The organism is Bacillus sp. 16GRE42, assembly GCF_019837435.1.
Lineage (GTDB): Bacteria > Bacillota > Bacilli > Bacillales > Bacillaceae_G > Bacillus_A > Bacillus_A wiedmannii.
In genome coordinates this window covers 118,549-133,280 of sequence record NZ_JADAXF010000004.1, presented here as the reverse complement: position 1 = coordinate 133,280, position 14,732 = coordinate 118,549, and the positions used below count along the sequence as shown (strand labels likewise).

At 35.7% G+C, this 14,732-nt stretch carries 18 protein-coding genes; 11 read left to right on the top strand and 7 right to left on the bottom strand.

Translation table 11 applies throughout. From position 1 onward, the window contains the following. Nucleotides 1-40 precede the first annotated feature (40 nt). The gene (locus tag ILS93_RS21225; RefSeq protein WP_088047824.1) at nucleotides 41-274 is read left to right on the top strand and encodes a hypothetical protein; all 234 of its coding nucleotides are present in this window, start codon (nucleotides 41-43) and stop codon (nucleotides 272-274) included. A 25-nt stretch (nucleotides 275-299) separates the two neighbouring features. Here ILS93_RS21225 and ILS93_RS21220 read toward each other — a convergent pair whose 3' ends face one another. Beyond that, nucleotides 300-806 (bottom strand): ferritin, encoded by a 507-nt coding sequence (locus ILS93_RS21220; protein WP_061678977.1) that lies wholly within the window; start codon nucleotides 804-806, stop codon nucleotides 300-302. A gap of 53 nt (nucleotides 807-859) precedes the next feature. Further along, on the bottom strand, nucleotides 860-1,183 hold the full coding sequence (locus ILS93_RS21215; RefSeq protein ID WP_048528217.1) for a MazG nucleotide pyrophosphohydrolase domain-containing protein: 324 nt from the start codon (nucleotides 1,181-1,183) through the stop codon (nucleotides 860-862). A gap of 73 nt (nucleotides 1,184-1,256) precedes the next feature. Here ILS93_RS21215 and ILS93_RS21210 point away from each other — a divergent pair, with 73 nt between their 5' ends. The 3 genes from ILS93_RS21210 to ILS93_RS21200 all read left to right on the top strand — a co-directional run bounded on the left by ILS93_RS21210 (nucleotide 1,257) and on the right by ILS93_RS21200 (nucleotide 3,150). Continuing rightward, a complete protein-coding gene (locus ILS93_RS21210; RefSeq protein ID WP_098111093.1) occupies nucleotides 1,257-1,835 on the top strand; it encodes an LOG family protein in 579 nt (192 codons plus the stop codon). Between the two features lie 118 nt (nucleotides 1,836-1,953). Continuing rightward, nucleotides 1,954-2,235 carry a hypothetical protein gene (locus ILS93_RS21205; protein WP_064476248.1) on the top strand — a complete coding sequence of 94 codons (282 nt, stop codon included), beginning with the start codon at nucleotides 1,954-1,956 and terminating at the stop codon, nucleotides 2,233-2,235. Between the two features lie 411 nt (nucleotides 2,236-2,646). Further along, nucleotides 2,647-3,150, top strand: coding sequence for a DinB family protein (locus ILS93_RS21200; protein ID WP_222661218.1), 504 nt, complete (start codon nucleotides 2,647-2,649; stop codon nucleotides 3,148-3,150). Nucleotides 3,151-3,257: 107 nt separating this feature from the next. On the opposite strand, the gene ILS93_RS21195 is transcribed toward ILS93_RS21200, so the two are convergent. From ILS93_RS21195 to ILS93_RS21185, 3 genes are all read right to left on the bottom strand, one after another. Further along, complete coding sequence (locus tag ILS93_RS21195; RefSeq protein WP_000656328.1) at nucleotides 3,258-3,455, bottom strand: hypothetical protein; 198 nt, start codon at nucleotides 3,453-3,455, stop codon at nucleotides 3,258-3,260. Between the two features lie 393 nt (nucleotides 3,456-3,848). After that, nucleotides 3,849-4,289, bottom strand: a complete 441-nt coding sequence (locus ILS93_RS21190) for a Dps family protein (RefSeq protein ID WP_001041897.1) — start codon at nucleotides 4,287-4,289, stop codon at nucleotides 3,849-3,851. Between the two features lie 284 nt (nucleotides 4,290-4,573). Beyond that, nucleotides 4,574-6,007 carry an alanine/glycine:cation symporter family protein gene (locus tag ILS93_RS21185; protein WP_000227579.1) on the bottom strand — a complete coding sequence of 478 codons (1,434 nt, stop codon included), beginning with the start codon at nucleotides 6,005-6,007 and terminating at the stop codon, nucleotides 4,574-4,576. A 409-nt stretch (nucleotides 6,008-6,416) separates the two neighbouring features. Between ILS93_RS21185 and ILS93_RS21180 the strand changes: the two genes are divergently transcribed. The 7 genes from ILS93_RS21180 (at nucleotide 6,417) to nprB (ending at nucleotide 12,436) form a co-directional block, all read left to right on the top strand. Then, entirely contained in the window at nucleotides 6,417-6,914 is a 498-nt protein-coding gene (locus ILS93_RS21180) for a cation:proton antiporter regulatory subunit (protein WP_001026069.1), read from the top strand. Next, nucleotides 6,915-8,114, top strand: coding sequence for a cation:proton antiporter (locus ILS93_RS21175; protein WP_064476251.1), 1,200 nt, complete (start codon nucleotides 6,915-6,917; stop codon nucleotides 8,112-8,114). A gap of 79 nt (nucleotides 8,115-8,193) precedes the next feature. After that, on the top strand, nucleotides 8,194-8,787 hold the full coding sequence (gene uptA, locus ILS93_RS21170) for an undecaprenyl phosphate transporter UptA (RefSeq protein ID WP_000900214.1): 594 nt from the start codon (nucleotides 8,194-8,196) through the stop codon (nucleotides 8,785-8,787). A gap of 137 nt (nucleotides 8,788-8,924) precedes the next feature. Beyond that, nucleotides 8,925-9,359 (top strand): DUF3920 family protein, encoded by a 435-nt coding sequence (locus ILS93_RS21165; protein ID WP_000422829.1) that lies wholly within the window; start codon nucleotides 8,925-8,927, stop codon nucleotides 9,357-9,359. Between the two features lie 112 nt (nucleotides 9,360-9,471). Further along, nucleotides 9,472-9,882: a MarR family winged helix-turn-helix transcriptional regulator gene (locus ILS93_RS21160; protein WP_000845460.1), complete on the top strand. Its 411-nt coding sequence runs from the start codon at nucleotides 9,472-9,474 to the stop codon at nucleotides 9,880-9,882. A gap of 51 nt (nucleotides 9,883-9,933) precedes the next feature. Next, a complete protein-coding gene (locus ILS93_RS21155) occupies nucleotides 9,934-10,629 on the top strand; it encodes a pirin family protein (RefSeq protein ID WP_064476252.1) in 696 nt (231 codons plus the stop codon). A 157-nt stretch (nucleotides 10,630-10,786) separates the two neighbouring features. Next, on the top strand, nucleotides 10,787-12,436 hold the full coding sequence (nprB, locus tag ILS93_RS21150) for a neutral protease NprB (protein ID WP_064476331.1): 1,650 nt from the start codon (nucleotides 10,787-10,789) through the stop codon (nucleotides 12,434-12,436). 42 nt (nucleotides 12,437-12,478) lie between these two features. On the opposite strand, the gene ILS93_RS21145 is transcribed toward nprB, so the two are convergent. Both ILS93_RS21145 and ILS93_RS21140 read right to left on the bottom strand, forming a co-directional pair. Further along, nucleotides 12,479-12,796 (bottom strand): metal-sulfur cluster assembly factor, encoded by a 318-nt coding sequence (locus ILS93_RS21145; protein WP_000082523.1) that lies wholly within the window; start codon nucleotides 12,794-12,796, stop codon nucleotides 12,479-12,481. A gap of 117 nt (nucleotides 12,797-12,913) precedes the next feature. Next, complete coding sequence (locus ILS93_RS21140; protein ID WP_064476253.1) at nucleotides 12,914-14,605, bottom strand: methyl-accepting chemotaxis protein; 1,692 nt, start codon at nucleotides 14,603-14,605, stop codon at nucleotides 12,914-12,916. Between the last annotated feature and the right edge of the window lie 127 nt (nucleotides 14,606-14,732).

Below are 14,732 nucleotides of genomic sequence, written 5' to 3'. Positions count from 1 at the left end.
TTATTTTGGTATGATAAATAATATAGAGAGGGGGATTAAGTTGAAAGAACGGGATAGTTTAAGGGAGTCTGATGAGATTATGGAGAACATTGATCAATTAACTGGTGAAGATGCTAGAACCTTTTTGAAATTCATACATGGGTATTTAAGCATAGTAGAAGAAGGGGATGGGACTTTTACTCATAGTGATTTTGTTGAAAAGGTTTCAGCGCTTTATAAGAAGGATGTGGCTAAGGTTATTAAGCTTAGAGAAGAAATAAAAAAATCACCTTAATACATTCATTAAGGTGATTGAAATACTATTCAGCAGGAGGCGTAAATGTACGTTTCTCTAATTCAGCATCTAGCATAAATAGTGCGTTTGAATCGCTTGTAATACGTTTTAATTTTTGGATGATGCTATCGAATGAAGCTTCTTCTTCTACTTGCTCATCGACGAACCATTTTAAGAAGGTAATTGTTGCGTGCTCACGCTCATCCCAAGCGATATCAGATAAGTTGTAAATACGCTTCGTTACTTCACGCTCGTGCTCAAGTGCCACTTCAAAAGCGTTCAGTACAGATTCATATTCGTTATTCGGATTATCAAATCCAGTAACAATAGCGCGCTCACCGCGGTCGTTAATGTAGTTATAAAGCTTCATTGCGTGGAAACGTTCTTCCTCAGCTTGTACAAGGAAAAAGTTAGCGAATCCATCATAGCTCTCAGATGTACAGTAAGCAGCCATTGCCATATAAGCGTGGGCAGAGTAAAATTCAAAGTTCATTTGATCGTTTAATGCGTCGTGCAATTTTTTAGATAACATAAAATCCCCCTTAGTATTGTGACAAGAATATTATACCATAATTGATAATATTCTCATTTTGATGTCTCGAACCTTTTCGAAAGCTTTGTGACGTGAGCTTCCATAATGTCTTGTAAGTCTAAATCATATTTTTGTGAAAGAATAATAAGGTTGGATAGTACATCACCAAGTTCTTCTTTTAGTTCCTGTTTTAGCTCTTCTTCTGTTTTCACTTTTTCGTCAGGACGATCACGACCAATTTCAATGGCGCGAACAACGCGTGAAACTTCTCCAACTTCCTCTGTTAAGAAATTTAAGCGAATAAAGGAATTATACTGTGACCAGCTTCGTTTTTCGTAAAATTCCTCCACCCATCTTTGAAATGCGACGATATCCATTTCTTCCTCATCCCTTCAATATGTTGTACAATGTTCATTGTATCATAACGATATATAGTTTCGGGGTGTAGGAATGAGAAAGATTTGTGTGTTTGCAGGTTCCAACTTAGGGGAGAGACCAGAATTTAAAGAGCAGGCAGTAGTGTTAGGAAAAATGTTTGTTGAGAACGATTATGAGCTTGTATACGGTGGTTCTTGCGTTGGATTAATGGGAGAAGTGGCAAATGAAGTTCTTCGCTTAGGCGGACGTGTAACAGGTGTTATGCCACGCGGTCTATTCCGAGGAGAAATTGTTCATACAGGGCTAACAGAATTAATTGAAGTAGAAACGATGCACGAGCGCAAAGCGAAAATGGCAGAGCTTGCGGATGCTTTTATTGCATTACCAGGCGGATACGGAACGTTTGAAGAGCTATTTGAAGTAGTATGTTGGTCACAAATTGGTATACATAATAAGCCGGTTGGTTTATTGAACATAAAAGGCTTTTATGGGCCAATTTTGCAAATGGTTGAACGTGCAGCAGAAGAAGGATTTATGAATCCATCAAATAAAGAGTTGATCGTTTCAGCTGAGACGGCAGATAAACTAATTCATGCAATCCAAAATTATGAGCGTCCTGTTTTAGGAACGAAGTGGAAGCAGCTATCATAATACAATTTTATAGATGTTTTTGGAAACACATGTCATTTTATCTTGAAAAGGCATGTGTTTTTAATTTGGTTAAATATGTTAATGTTAAGATGTAATGTTTTTGGAAAAGGAGAAATAGATGGAGGAGTTTGTGTATTTACGTCCTGTTTTTAAAAATATTTTAGCAGCATCTATTCTTGTTATGCTAATTGTTTCAACACAGAAGAAAGAGCTAATTAATGAATTTTCGCTTTGGCTTATTTCGATATTGTGTATCGGTGTGGCCGCGATAACGTTGTTTATGTCTGGGTTTATCGTTGATGAGTATAGTCTAGCTGGTGATGTACAGAGTTTTAGCATGTTTATTGCAATTGGTTGTATTAGCGGTTTGAATTTTATTATTTATTATAGACGGCAATAAAAAGAAGGCATTCCATATTACTTCGGAATGCCTTTATCATTTTGATTTTTATATAGATTTTTGGAAACACATGTCTTTTTTATCGTAAAAAGGTATGTGTTTTTAATCTGGTTAAATATATTGATAGTGAGATGTGAAATCGTTGGAAGAGTGGAAGTATAGATGGAGGTATGTTTTGCTGACTAAAAAAAGAACATCTGAATAAAAGGTAAGTAAGGAATTATTGAGTGACATAGAACTGTTCCGTTAAAGGGGTAGATTGTGGAAGATAGGGAATGTTTTTTATGAAGTTAATAGAGGTTTTTTTAATCGAAATCAGAATAAATTTTATAGATGTAATCCTTTATGAATTTTTAATCAGCTATGTATCATAATCTAATCATTAAAATGAAAATTGGAGGAGAAATGAGCATGGGTCGTTCTGTATTAAAAATGTATAACTACCACTTATGGGCAAATGAAGTTATTTTAAATCGCTTAAAAGAACTACCGCAAGACATTTTCCATAAGGAAGTTAATAGTGGTTTTTCTTCGGTGGCAAAAGTAATGTCTCACATATACCTTACAGATTTAGCCTGGCTCGAGATTATTTCTGGTAAAAGCATGAGTGATGCAATGGTACACACAGATCAATTGAAAGAACAGCTGGAAACAAAAAATATTGAGGAAATGGAAACTAGTTTTTATGAATTATCTAAAAGATATAAAGGACTTTTAAGTAGTCAACAAGATTATGAAAAAGTGTTTGAGGTTGATAATCCATATGCTGGGTACCTGGATACGACGGTTTCTGAAACAATACTACACGTCGTCACCCACGGAGCATATCACCGTGGGAATATAGCCACAATGTTGCGGCAAATGGGTCATACCTCTGTTATGCAGGATTTTGGACTATTTTTATATTCAAAATGAATTTTTTTTATTTACCATAGAGTATGGGTTTATATGATGTTTTTTGTGGACGGCTTTTATTAGTGATTTAAGCTTAATTGTGTATTATACAAAAAAGGCATTCCATATTACTTCGGAATGCCTTTATCACTTTTATTATTTTGTTTCTTATACAGGTACCAGCCACCCCAGCCGCCACCAATTGCTACAACAACGAGGAAAGCATAGTCTTTCACCTCGACACGTATATTGAAAATATTAGCTATAAGTAAGACAATCCCAACTGTTATTAACGCAAAAAATGCTCTAATTAAGTAGTCTTTCAACTGAACCACTCCCGCCATTTAAGTAGTAAATGATGAATATGGAAAAGCTTTTTTGGATCTATTTTACTAAAGGGTGTTACCTATATTTTAACATAAAAAAGATTGTAATATATTGATAAAAGTAGAGGAGAGAGGTGCTAATATTGTCGTGATTTGTCGGTAAGTCGATATATTGGGAAAATCGCTGATATAAATTTCATGTACTGATATGTGCGACCACTCCATAGAAAAAAAGCGACTCTGAACGAGCCGCTTCCGCTTTTAGTTGATATCCAGCTCCAGCAGCTAGAATCTCCGGTCATTTCGCTCTCTCGCTCGAAGCAAAAAGCGCTTCAAGGTCGAGAGCTCCAATGCCCTGCGATTCTGAGCAAGCCGCTTCCGCTTTTAGTTCTATTATTGATTCAAGAACGCACGTAGCATCCAAGCGTGTTTTTCTAGTTCTGTGTAGATGCCTAGTAGTAGGTCAGATGTCATTTCGTCATCAGAGTTTTGAGCGATTTCCATGCCTTTTTTCAGTTCGACTAGCATCATTTCGTAGTCTTTCATGATTGCTTCAACCATTCCTTCTGCAGTTTCGCCGTATGCTGCTTCTTGAATAGAAGATAGTTCTAAGTATTCTTTCATTGTTGCTACTGGTTTGCCACCAATTGCTAAAATGCGTTCTGCAATTTCGTCGATGTGAGTAGCTGATTCTGTGTAAAGTTCTTCGAATTTCTCGTGTAATGTGAAGAATTGAGGCCCTTTTACGTACCAATGGAAGTTGTGTAATTTTGTGAATAAAACGCTCCAGTCTGCTACTTGTTTGTTTAATACTTCGATTACTTGTTTGTTCATTATGATCAATCTCCTTTTGAGTTGTTATTTTATATCAATTACTAATTTATAATCATTATAATCTAGTAATTTGTATAAATCAACCCTTTTGCTGGAATTAATTTGAACAAATTATGAACTGTTATAAATAAAAATCCCTATTACTGTGGAGTAATAGGGATTTTGTTTGATATAGCTCTTGTTCTAAACGAGCCGCTTTTGCTTTAAATGATATCCAACTCCGGTGACTAGAACAGTCGGTCATTTCGCTCCTGTTCTGAGCAAGTCACCTCCGCTTTTAATTATTATACAGCCTTTTGCTTCTCTTCTACATCCTGTCCATCCCAGCACTCTGTATTCTGTAAGCCAGGGATAGAACTTGCAACGAAGACAGGATCTTTTCCTTGTTTCTTTTGCTTTATATAGTCTAATAAGGCTGCGTATGCAAACTTGCTAAGGAATGAGATGGCAATTAAGTTTGTGAATACCATTAGTCCCATAAAGAAATCAGCTAAACTCCAAACCGTTTGAAGGGCAGCGATAGATCCGAAGAACACCATTCCGACAACTGCAACACGATAAATCAGTAACCATGTTTTGCTTTCTTTAATGAATGCGATGTTTGTTTCACCATAATAGTAGTTTCCTAGTAAAGAACTGAAAGCGAATAGGAAAATAATAATCGCTAAGAAAGTGCTTGCCCACGGTCCAATTTGTGAACTTAATGCTCGTTGTGTTAATTCAATACCTTCTAAATTCGATCCTTTGTAAAGTCCAGAACATAATACGATAAACGCTGTTGATGTACATACTAAGAATGTATCTACGAAAACACCTAATGCTTGAACAAGTCCTTGTTTTACAGGGTGAGATACATCTGATGTTGCTGCTGCGTTAGGGGAGCTACCCATACCTGCTTCTGTCGCGAATAAACCGCGCTGAATTCCAAATTTGATTGCTGCTCCAATACCACCAGCGATAGCTTGGTCTAAACCAAATGCGCTGTTAAATATTTCTGTAAAAATGCTTGGTAACATATTGAAGTTGTTAATTACGACAAAAATAGCCACACCGATATAAATGATCGCCATTGGAGGGACAATCATTTCTGTAATACGTGAAATGCTCTTGATACCACCAAAAATAATAACTGCAACTAATAAAGCTAATAGAGCTCCTACGATCGTTCGCTCTAGTCCAAAAGCATTTTCAAACGCTATTGTTACTGTATTTGCTTGTACAGAATTGAAAATTAATCCGTACGCAACTGTAATAAGAAGTGAAAACCAAACACCCATCCAGCGTTTGTTTAATCCTTTTTCCATGTAATATGCTGGTCCACCACGGAACCTGCTTCCATCTTTTACTTTATAAATTTGCGCGAGCGTACATTCTACGAAACTAGTAGCTGCTCCAAGGATAGCGATAAACCACATCCAAAATATTGCGCCGGGTCCACCCATTGAAATGGCTAATGCTACACCAGCTAAGTTTCCGATACCGATACGTGCCGCTGCACTTAAGCAAAATGCTTGGAATGGAGAGATGCTATCTTTCTTTTTTTCTTTTCGATTAAACCCTTTACTAATTAAACTGACCATCTCACCGAAATGAGTAATTTGGACGAATTTTAATTTGAAAGAGAAATAAAGACCGAAGCCGATTAGCATTGCAATAAGAATATATGACCATAAAATATTATTCGTTACCTCAAGGAATCTGCTAAAGATATCAACCATATAATACACTTCCTTTTTTCCGTAATAAGAAAATTATATGCAAAAAATATACGAGAATCAATTTTTCTAAAAAATTATGTTACATAAACGTATTTCGTGTTATGATTATGTTACATCGTAATATTTTTAGAATTATTTACATTTTAAAAAACTAAATTTAAAACGAGAAAGAGGGGATAATTTGAAAGAAGAATCTTTATTGAATATAAGCCTTAAGAGTTTGAAAATGAGAAGTAATATATTTTTTATCATTACATCTTTAAGTATCTTTTTAGGAGCCACTTATTATTACAATAAAAGATTTCCAAGTCATAGGTATCCTGAATGGTTAGAATTTCTAAAATTGATTGGATGAACAAAAGACAGAAAAACAGAAAATTAAAATAAAGAAGTTATGGAGGAGCTAAATATGAATATTAGAGAAAGTGAACTTCCGGGTATTGGTTATAAGTTTCAAATCGTTACGAAAGGTAACGAAAAGATGGTGATTGTCATTCATGATGATGGGCGTAGAGAAATGTATCATTTTGATTCAGATCATGAAGAAAGTATCTCAAGTATTTCATTACGTGACTCAGAGGCGAGACAAATTGCAGCAATATTAGGTGGAATGGTATACAAACCTAGAGCATTAGAAAATGTTGAGATGGTCTTTGAAGGTTTAGCAATTGAGTGGTTTAAAGTGGAGAATGCAGCTCCGGCAATCGGAAAAACAATTGGCGACCTTGAAATAAGAAAAACATATAGCGTAACGATTATTGCAGTTATGAAAAAGAATATGAAAAAGCTGTTCAATCCAGGACCAGAAACGGTAATTGAAGAAGGCGATATGCTTGTAGTTTCAGGTGAGAGAGAAGAAATTAAAAAAATTATTAATGAGTTACTTTCGAATAGGGGGACTGACTAGATGGATACGTTAATTTTTGAAGTTGGTACAGCTTTAGTTTTAGTAGCAATTGCGGCGGTAATTGCTGGAAAGTTTAAATTCTCAGTAATTCCTTTTCTAATTGTTCTTGGAATGTTAGTAGGACCGCATGCACCGACAATAGGTGTTATTGATCTCAAATTTATTGAAAGTGCGAGTGTAATTTCCTTCCTTGGACGGATTGGCGTTCTGTTCCTTCTGTTCTACCTAGGACTAGAGTTTTCGATGAAAAAACTAATTAAATCTGGACGTTCCATTGCAATTGGCGGAACAATCTATATTTTAATTAACTTTTCACTTGGATTATTATACGGGTTTATAATGGGATTCCCTTTACTAGAAATCTTAATTATTGCGGGTATTATTACGATTTCTTCTAGTGCTATCGTTGCTAAAGTGTTAGTGGATTTAAGAAGAACTGGTAATAATGAAACCGAATTAATTTTAGGAATTATTATGTTTGAAGATATATTCCTTGCTGTATATTTATCAGTTGTCTCTGGTTTAGTTCTAGGGGATCATGCTTCCTTCCTAGGTGCTCTTACTTCAATTGGGATTGCTTTAGGATACATGCTTCTATTCTTTATTGTAGCTAGAAAAGCGACGCCGTTATTAAATAAATTGCTCAATATTAGTTCGGATGAAATTTTCATTATTGTAGTATTTGCTTCTTTATTCTTTATTGCAGGTTTCTCGGAAACAATTCACGTTGCTGAAGCAATTGGAGCACTTCTCTTAGGATTAGTTTTCTCTGAGACAGAGCATAGTGACAGAATTGAGCATCTCGTTGTTCCATTTAGAGACTTTTTCGGAGCTATTTTCTTCTTCAGTTTCGGATTAAGCATTGATCCGTTTTCATTAGGCGGAGCGATATGGTTAACGTTAGGTGCTGTCCTTCTTACAATCATCGGAAACTTTGTTGCAGGAATGATTGCAGGGCGACAAGCTGGATTATCTCATAAAGCGTCAACAAATATTGGATTAACAATCGTTTCAAGAGGAGAATTCTCCATCATTATGGCCAATATCGGCATCGCCGGTGGTTTAATGTCAGTCTTGAAACCATTCTCGGCACTATACGTGCTTATACTATCCATCTTAGGTCCACTTCTGACGAAAGAGTCAAAGAATGTATATAAATTTTTAAATAGAATCTTTAAGTGGGATACGAAGACTAACTAATTTTTAAAAATAAAAGTACAAGATATTTACTGCTTGTACTTTTATTTTTTGCAATGAAAACAGTAAAGAGAGGTACATGATGTTAGGAGAGTTGATTCATTCCGTTTTAGTTTTTCTAGAAGGACTTGGTTATTGGGGAATTATGCTTGGATTGATGTTAGAGGTTATTCCGAGTGAAATCGTATTGTCTTATGCAGGTTATTTAGTATCAACAGGAAGCATTACGTTTTGGGGCGCTGTCGCGTTCGGTACAATTGGTGGTGTAATCGCACAACTATTCATTTATTGGATCGGTCGGTACGGAGGAAGACCCGTCCTTGAGCGATATGGAAAATATATTTTAATTCAAAAGAAACATATTGATTATGCTGAAGATTGGTTTAATCGTTACGGAACTGGTGTTATTTTTACAGCGCGTTTTATTCCTGTTGTGCGTCATGCTATTTCGATACCAGCGGGTATTGCGAAAATGTCACATGCTAAGTTTATTACGCTAACTACATTAGCTGTTATTCCATGGTCAATTGTATTTGTATATTTAGGTTTTAAATTAGGAACAGAGTGGGAAAGTATTAATAAAGTAGCTGGGCCATATGTGAAATACTTTGCACTTGCAGCTATTGTTTGTGCAATTGGTTACTTTGTATTAAAAAAAATGATGAAAAAAAAGTGATTACGTAAAGAGAATCTATGCTGACATAGATTCTTTTTTTATTGTCATTTTTCGAAAGGGGAAAGAGTAGGTTTAATATTTTACATATTGTGGCATACATATAGGAAAAGGGAGTTTGGAAAGGGGATTATAGAGAAATGGAACTCCAGTTTCAAAATGTATATCAACAAGTTGAGAATTGGTATGTGTTGGATTCGGAGCTTCCTTGGGATGTCAAAAGGCTTAGAGATGATTTGTTTTCACTGATTGAAGTATGTAAAACACCAGTTGTTTTTTGTGATACGTGTGATGCGAATCATGTGCTTCTATCATTAGGAGAAGAAGAAGAGGAATTCTTATTCCCAGTAGGTGGTTTTTATCATAAAGAAAAACAATTAATTTTTGTTTGTATGTGGGAAGAGTACGAGCAGGTGCTCAAAACACTACTGCATGAGTTTCGTCATGCGATGCAGCATAAGAGAGAAGTATTGTATGTTGGAAGTGAAGTGTACGAAGATAGATGGATTGAGAAAGATGCGAGAAAGTTCGCGGAGAGGAAGTTAGATGAATATAAAAATAGAAAGTTAATGTAAAGCATAGTGGAGAAATGGCACTGTGCTTTCTTTATTGATTACTAAAAGTAAGTGATTGACTTTTATGAAGTTTAGTTCTAAACTAATGGTATGAAATGAGCGAGGTGATAGAATGAAGACAGAAGATAGACTCGGATTACTATTATGGTTTCGTTTATCACGTTTTTATAACAAAAGTATTCGTGAGACGAATCAGCATTTGAAAGAATGGAATGTATCTGCCGCTCAGTTTGATGTGCTAGCTCAAGTTGGAGGACATAATCGTCTAACGCAGCAAGAGCTCGGAAATAAACTATTTGTTACGAAGGGAAATATCACGCAGCTATTAAATAAAATGGAGCAGCTGGAGTGGATTCATCGTGAACAAGAAGGTACTACAAAATATATTTCGTTAACAGAAAAGGGAAAAGCTTTATATGAAGAAATCGTCCCGCCTCAAGAAACGTTCCAAGCGGAGCAGTTTCAAAATTTAAATGTAGAAGAACAACATCAATTATTACAATTACTAAAAAAATTACAGTGAGAAAAATTTTTAAAATAAATCTTGAATTCGAGATAATATGAGGTGAAGGATATGTTTAGAAAAGTTGATCATAAAAATATGGGAAGAGCAAATCACGGTTGGTTAAATACACATTTTCATTTTTCCTTTGCGAATTACTATAACCCGAATAACATGAACTTTGGAGCATTGCGTGTAATTAATGATGACCTAGTAGCGGCACAAACTGGTTTTGATATGCATCCGCACCGCGATATGGAAATCATTTCGTACGTTGTAGATGGTGCTTTAACACATGAGGATAGCATGGGGAATCGCGGAACAATTGAGCGAGGACATGTTCAATATATGAGTGCTGGCACAGGTGTATTTCATAGCGAGCATAATTTAGGAAATGAAACACTACGTTTATTACAAATTTGGATTTTACCAGATCGTGCGGATCATAAACCAAACTATGGTGAGTTTACATTTGATTGGAGCAAGCGTGAAAATGAATGGTTCCATATGGTATCTCCAGTAGAAGGAGAGGCACCAATTCGTATTCACCAAGATGCGAATTTATATTCTTTATCGTTAGATGCTGGAAAAGAAATTCATTTCCCGGTGCAAGAAGGCCGTCAATTGTACCTTGTACAAATTGAAGGGAGTAGTGTAATAAATGGTGAAAATCTTGTTATGCGTGATGCAGCAGAAGCAGTAGAAGATATTCATATTGAAGCGAAAGAGCAATCACACTATTTAGCAATCGAATTGAAAAGACAATAGAACGTTTATGGAAAAGAGGACATCGAATTGATGTCCTCTTTTTTTGAGTGGAATTGTCAGAAAAAAACTTTCTCAATATTTAGAAAAAGGTATTAGCCCGGAAAATAAGAATTGTATAAAAGTGTCAAAAATCTTTATGGGAATGGGGAATGTTATAGTGAAAAAGCAAGTCATTTCATCAGCATTAGCGTTAACTGTTATAGCCGGGGGATTTGGAACATTTGGAGCAACGACAACGAAAGCAGAAGAACAAAAAATTCAATATCATCAAGAATTTAAAACACCTGCATACATAGGTGAAGAATGGAAAGCACCAGAAGGACTAGATAAAAAAGAGACGGTCTTTCAATATTTAGAGAGTAAGAAAGATATGTTTAAATTAGCAGGAAATATTGATAAACACTTCAATGTCGTTGGGGAGGAAAAAGATGCTGAATCTGGTACGACACATGTGAAGTTAGTTGAAAAACATAATAATATTCCTGTGTATGGTTCAGATCAGACTGTTACACTAGATAAAGAAAATAATGTAAAAGCATTCTTCGGACAAGTTATTCCGAATTTAGAGGATAAAAATATTCCTGCGTTTGCAAATATTAGTGCAGAGCAAGCTGAAACGATTGCAAAGGCAGATATTGAAAAAGAAGTTGGTAAAGTAAAGAATTATGACGGTGTGAAAAAAGATTTATTTGTGTATGAAAAAGATGGGAAGTACTATCTTGCATACTTAGTTAAAGCATCGATTTCAAAACCAGCTCCAGGATACTGGCATTATTTTGTTGATGCAACGAATGGAAATGTGATTGAGAAATATAACGCTGTAGATCACATTACAGGATTTGGTTACGGAGTATTAGGCGATAGACAATCATTTGAAATTGCTCAAGATGAGAAAACAGGAGCGTTCAACTTGTTTGATGGTAAACGAGGACAAGGTGTTCATACATTTGATGCAGAAAATATGGATGAAAACTTGTTTAACTTATTCTCACAATGGCTTGGATACACAGGAGAAGAAGTTGAGAGTAAATCTAAGTTCTTCGAAGATAAAGCAGCGGTTGATGCGCATGTAAATGCAGGAAAAGTATATGATTACTACAAAAAGACATTTAATCGTAACTCTTTCGATGATAAAGGTGCGAAGCTTATTTCTACTGTTCACGTCGGAGAAAGCTGGAATAACGCAGCTTGGAACGGTGTACAAATGATGTATGGTGATGGAGACGGTACGACGTTTATTCCATTATCTGCTGGATTAGATGTTATCGGTCATGAATTAACGCATGCTGTAACTGAACATACAGCAAACCTTGTTTATAAAAATGAGTCAGGTGCGTTAAATGAATCGTTATCTGATATTATGGGTGTCATGGTTGAGAAGAAGAGCTGGGATTTAGGTGCTGACATTTATACACCTGGAAAACCTGGTGATGCACTTCGTTCTCTGAAAGATCCAGCATCTATTCCAAATCCATTAAAACCAGGTGAAGGTTACCCAGATCATTACAATAAACGCTACACTGGAACAGCTGATAATGGCGGCGTTCATATTAACAGTAGTATTAACAATAAAGCTGCATATTTAGTATCTGATGGCGGAGAGCATTACGGTGTGAAAGTAACTGGAGTAGGCCGTGAAGCGACAGAAAAAATTTATTACCGTGCTCTTACGAAATACTTAACTGCAAACTCTGACTTTAAGATGATGCGTCAAGCTGCTCTGCAGTCAGCTGAAGATTTATATGGTAAAAACTCTAAAGCTGTACAAGCTGTAACGAAAGCTTATGATGCAGTAGGCGTAAAATAATAAGAGAAAAAGACCTGACTAGGATGTCAGGTCTTTCTTTATTTAATCGCGAATACCTAATGCGATTTTCGCCATACGTGACATGCGTTCTTTAGACCAGGGCGGATTCCAAACGACATTTACTTCTATTTCATTGACTTCAGGTACGTTCGTTGATAATACTTTTTTTACGTCTGATACAATTTGCCCAGCCATTGGACAACCAATAGAAGTCATCGTCATCGTAATGACAGCATTATTATTTTCATCTGCTGTAACGTCATAAACTAATCCAAGATTAACAATATCAACACCTAGTTCAGGATCAATAACAGCTTCTAAGTTTGCATATAACTTTTCTTCAAATGCTTGTTGTGACATGTGTAGCACCCCCTACATATTAATGATATCGGTTCTCATTATAACGGATATATATATATAATGCAGGGAATGAGCTCAAAAAAATATTCCTCTTGAAAGAGGAATATTTTTTGAAAGCTATTCAGTTTTGAAATGAGATACGAGTTGATCTAATTCTTCAACTGTTTGTTTCATTTGTTTAGCAGTTTGTGTCATCTCATTCATTGTAGTGACTTTTTTCTCAGCAGATTGTGCTGTTGCCGCTGTTTCACTAGACACTTCAGTCGAAATAGAAGCGATGTTATTCAGTGAAGCGTTCATTTCTTCAGCGCTTGCAGCCATTTCTTCAGCAGTTGCTGAGATGTCTTGCATTTGAGTAGATACTTTATTTACTTGTTCCACAATCGTTGTGAAAGAATTGCCAGCTTCACGAATGACATGAATGCCTTCAAATGCTTCAGAACGGCCTTGTGACATCATCGAACTAGCAGTTTCAGTGTCTTGTTGAATTTGATGTAGTAATTGGTTAATATCCGTTGCCGCTGTTTTAGATTGTTCAGCAAGTTTTCGAACTTCGTCAGCTACGACAGCGAAACCTTTTCCTTGTTCGCCAGCACGAGCTGCTTCGATAGATGCATTTAAAGCAAGTAAGTTTGTTTGTTCTGCGATATTAGAAATAGATTGTACAGCTGTATCAATATATTTCGTGTGGGTGATTAGACGTTCGACCACTTCTGACGTAGCATTTACCGCGTCGTGTATCGTTGTCATTTGTGAAACGGATTTTTGAATAACAGTACTTCCATCATTAGCTTGTTCCGATGTAGTTACAGCAAGTTCAGTTACAGATGAAGCTGATTCAGCAATACGCTGAACGCTTACTGCCATATCATCCATTGCAGTTGAGCTTTCTTCCATGCTAGCAGTTTGCGATTGAATACTTGCATTTAAGCTAGACATCGTGCTTTGAACTTTTATTGTTGCCTCACGTGATATATTCGTCTTTTCTAGCATATTTTCAGAAGCATTTTGTACTTCCACGGATGTTTTTTGAACACGATTGATGATATGTTGTAGGTTTTCTAACATTTTATTAAATGATGTTGCAATCGTACCAATTTCATCGTTACTATTTACTTGTAGGCGGGCTGTTAAGTCACCTTCTTGAGATGATAATTCTTTTAGTTTACTATCGATTTGTTGAATTGGTTTTACAAGTTTACCAGAGAACCACCATGCAAGAATCATAGCTACGATAATACAAATAACAAGTGATAAGAAGACAACATATTCAATTTGTAGTGAAGATTGATCAATTTTTTTGATAGATTGATCACGTAACTTAGCTTGTTCATTACTGTAATTTGTGAAGTCACCAATTACTTTATAAACAGTACCATTTTCTGCATAAGCTACTTGTAAAGCCTCTTCCCACTTTTGTTCTTTTGCAAGAGTGAAAACTTTTTCTTCAATAAATTTTCTCCAAGTCGATCCTGATTCCATTGTATTTTTCATGGACTGAGAAACATTTGGATTAGAAAGAAGTTTATCTTTTGAATCCTCCAGACGTTTACTCATCTCATTAAACTTGTCTAATTCGACTTGATCATGTTGTAATAAATAACCTCTTAAAGCAGAAAGTTGTACTTGATAAGCATCTCCACGTTCTTTCAATTCTGTTGCCAAAGGGGAAATTTCTTTTTGTAATGCTTGAGCTTGACGAGATTGATCAATAGTAAAAAATAAAATAAAAGCTAAGGCAATGCCAAATAAAGCGCAAATCGTTCCCATCATAAACATTAGTTTTTTTCGAATGCTAATAAAATTCATATGATAAAAAGCCTCCTCTGTGAAATCTTAGTATTAGAATTAATTGATGTAAAAAATTGAAAGAAAGCTTTACTCCTTCTGGAATAAAGCTTTCTTCTTTCCTTTAGGAATTATAGCAGACGGAATG

Excerpts from the sequence above, each read along its gene's own strand:
- ILS93_RS21165 (WP_000422829.1), top strand. The coding sequence starts at position 8,925 with ATGGAACTCCAGTTTCAAAATGTATATCAACAAGTTGAGAATTGGTAT.
- ILS93_RS21220 (WP_061678977.1), bottom strand. The coding sequence starts at position 806 with ATGTTATCTAAAAAATTGCACGACGCATTAAACGATCAAATGAACTTT.
- ILS93_RS21200 (WP_222661218.1), top strand. The coding sequence starts at position 2,647 with ATGGGTCGTTCTGTATTAAAAATGTATAACTACCACTTATGGGCAAAT.
- ILS93_RS21210 (WP_098111093.1), top strand. The coding sequence starts at position 1,257 with ATGAGAAAGATTTGTGTGTTTGCAGGTTCCAACTTAGGGGAGAGACCA.
- ILS93_RS21155 (WP_064476252.1), top strand. The coding sequence starts at position 9,934 with ATGTTTAGAAAAGTTGATCATAAAAATATGGGAAGAGCAAATCACGGT.
- ILS93_RS21205 (WP_064476248.1), top strand. The coding sequence starts at position 1,954 with ATGGAGGAGTTTGTGTATTTACGTCCTGTTTTTAAAAATATTTTAGCA.
- ILS93_RS21185 (WP_000227579.1), bottom strand. The coding sequence starts at position 6,007 with ATGGTTGATATCTTTAGCAGATTCCTTGAGGTAACGAATAATATTTTA.
- ILS93_RS21180 (WP_001026069.1), top strand. The coding sequence starts at position 6,417 with ATGAATATTAGAGAAAGTGAACTTCCGGGTATTGGTTATAAGTTTCAA.
- ILS93_RS21175 (WP_064476251.1), top strand. The coding sequence starts at position 6,915 with ATGGATACGTTAATTTTTGAAGTTGGTACAGCTTTAGTTTTAGTAGCA.
- uptA (WP_000900214.1), top strand. The coding sequence starts at position 8,194 with ATGTTAGGAGAGTTGATTCATTCCGTTTTAGTTTTTCTAGAAGGACTT.
- ILS93_RS21140 (WP_064476253.1), bottom strand. The coding sequence starts at position 14,605 with ATGAATTTTATTAGCATTCGAAAAAAACTAATGTTTATGATGGGAACG.
- ILS93_RS21215 (WP_048528217.1), bottom strand. The coding sequence starts at position 1,183 with ATGGATATCGTCGCATTTCAAAGATGGGTGGAGGAATTTTACGAAAAA.
- ILS93_RS21160 (WP_000845460.1), top strand. The coding sequence starts at position 9,472 with ATGAAGACAGAAGATAGACTCGGATTACTATTATGGTTTCGTTTATCA.
- ILS93_RS21190 (WP_001041897.1), bottom strand. The coding sequence starts at position 4,289 with ATGAACAAACAAGTAATCGAAGTATTAAACAAACAAGTAGCAGACTGG.
- ILS93_RS21145 (WP_000082523.1), bottom strand. The coding sequence starts at position 12,796 with ATGTCACAACAAGCATTTGAAGAAAAGTTATATGCAAACTTAGAAGCT.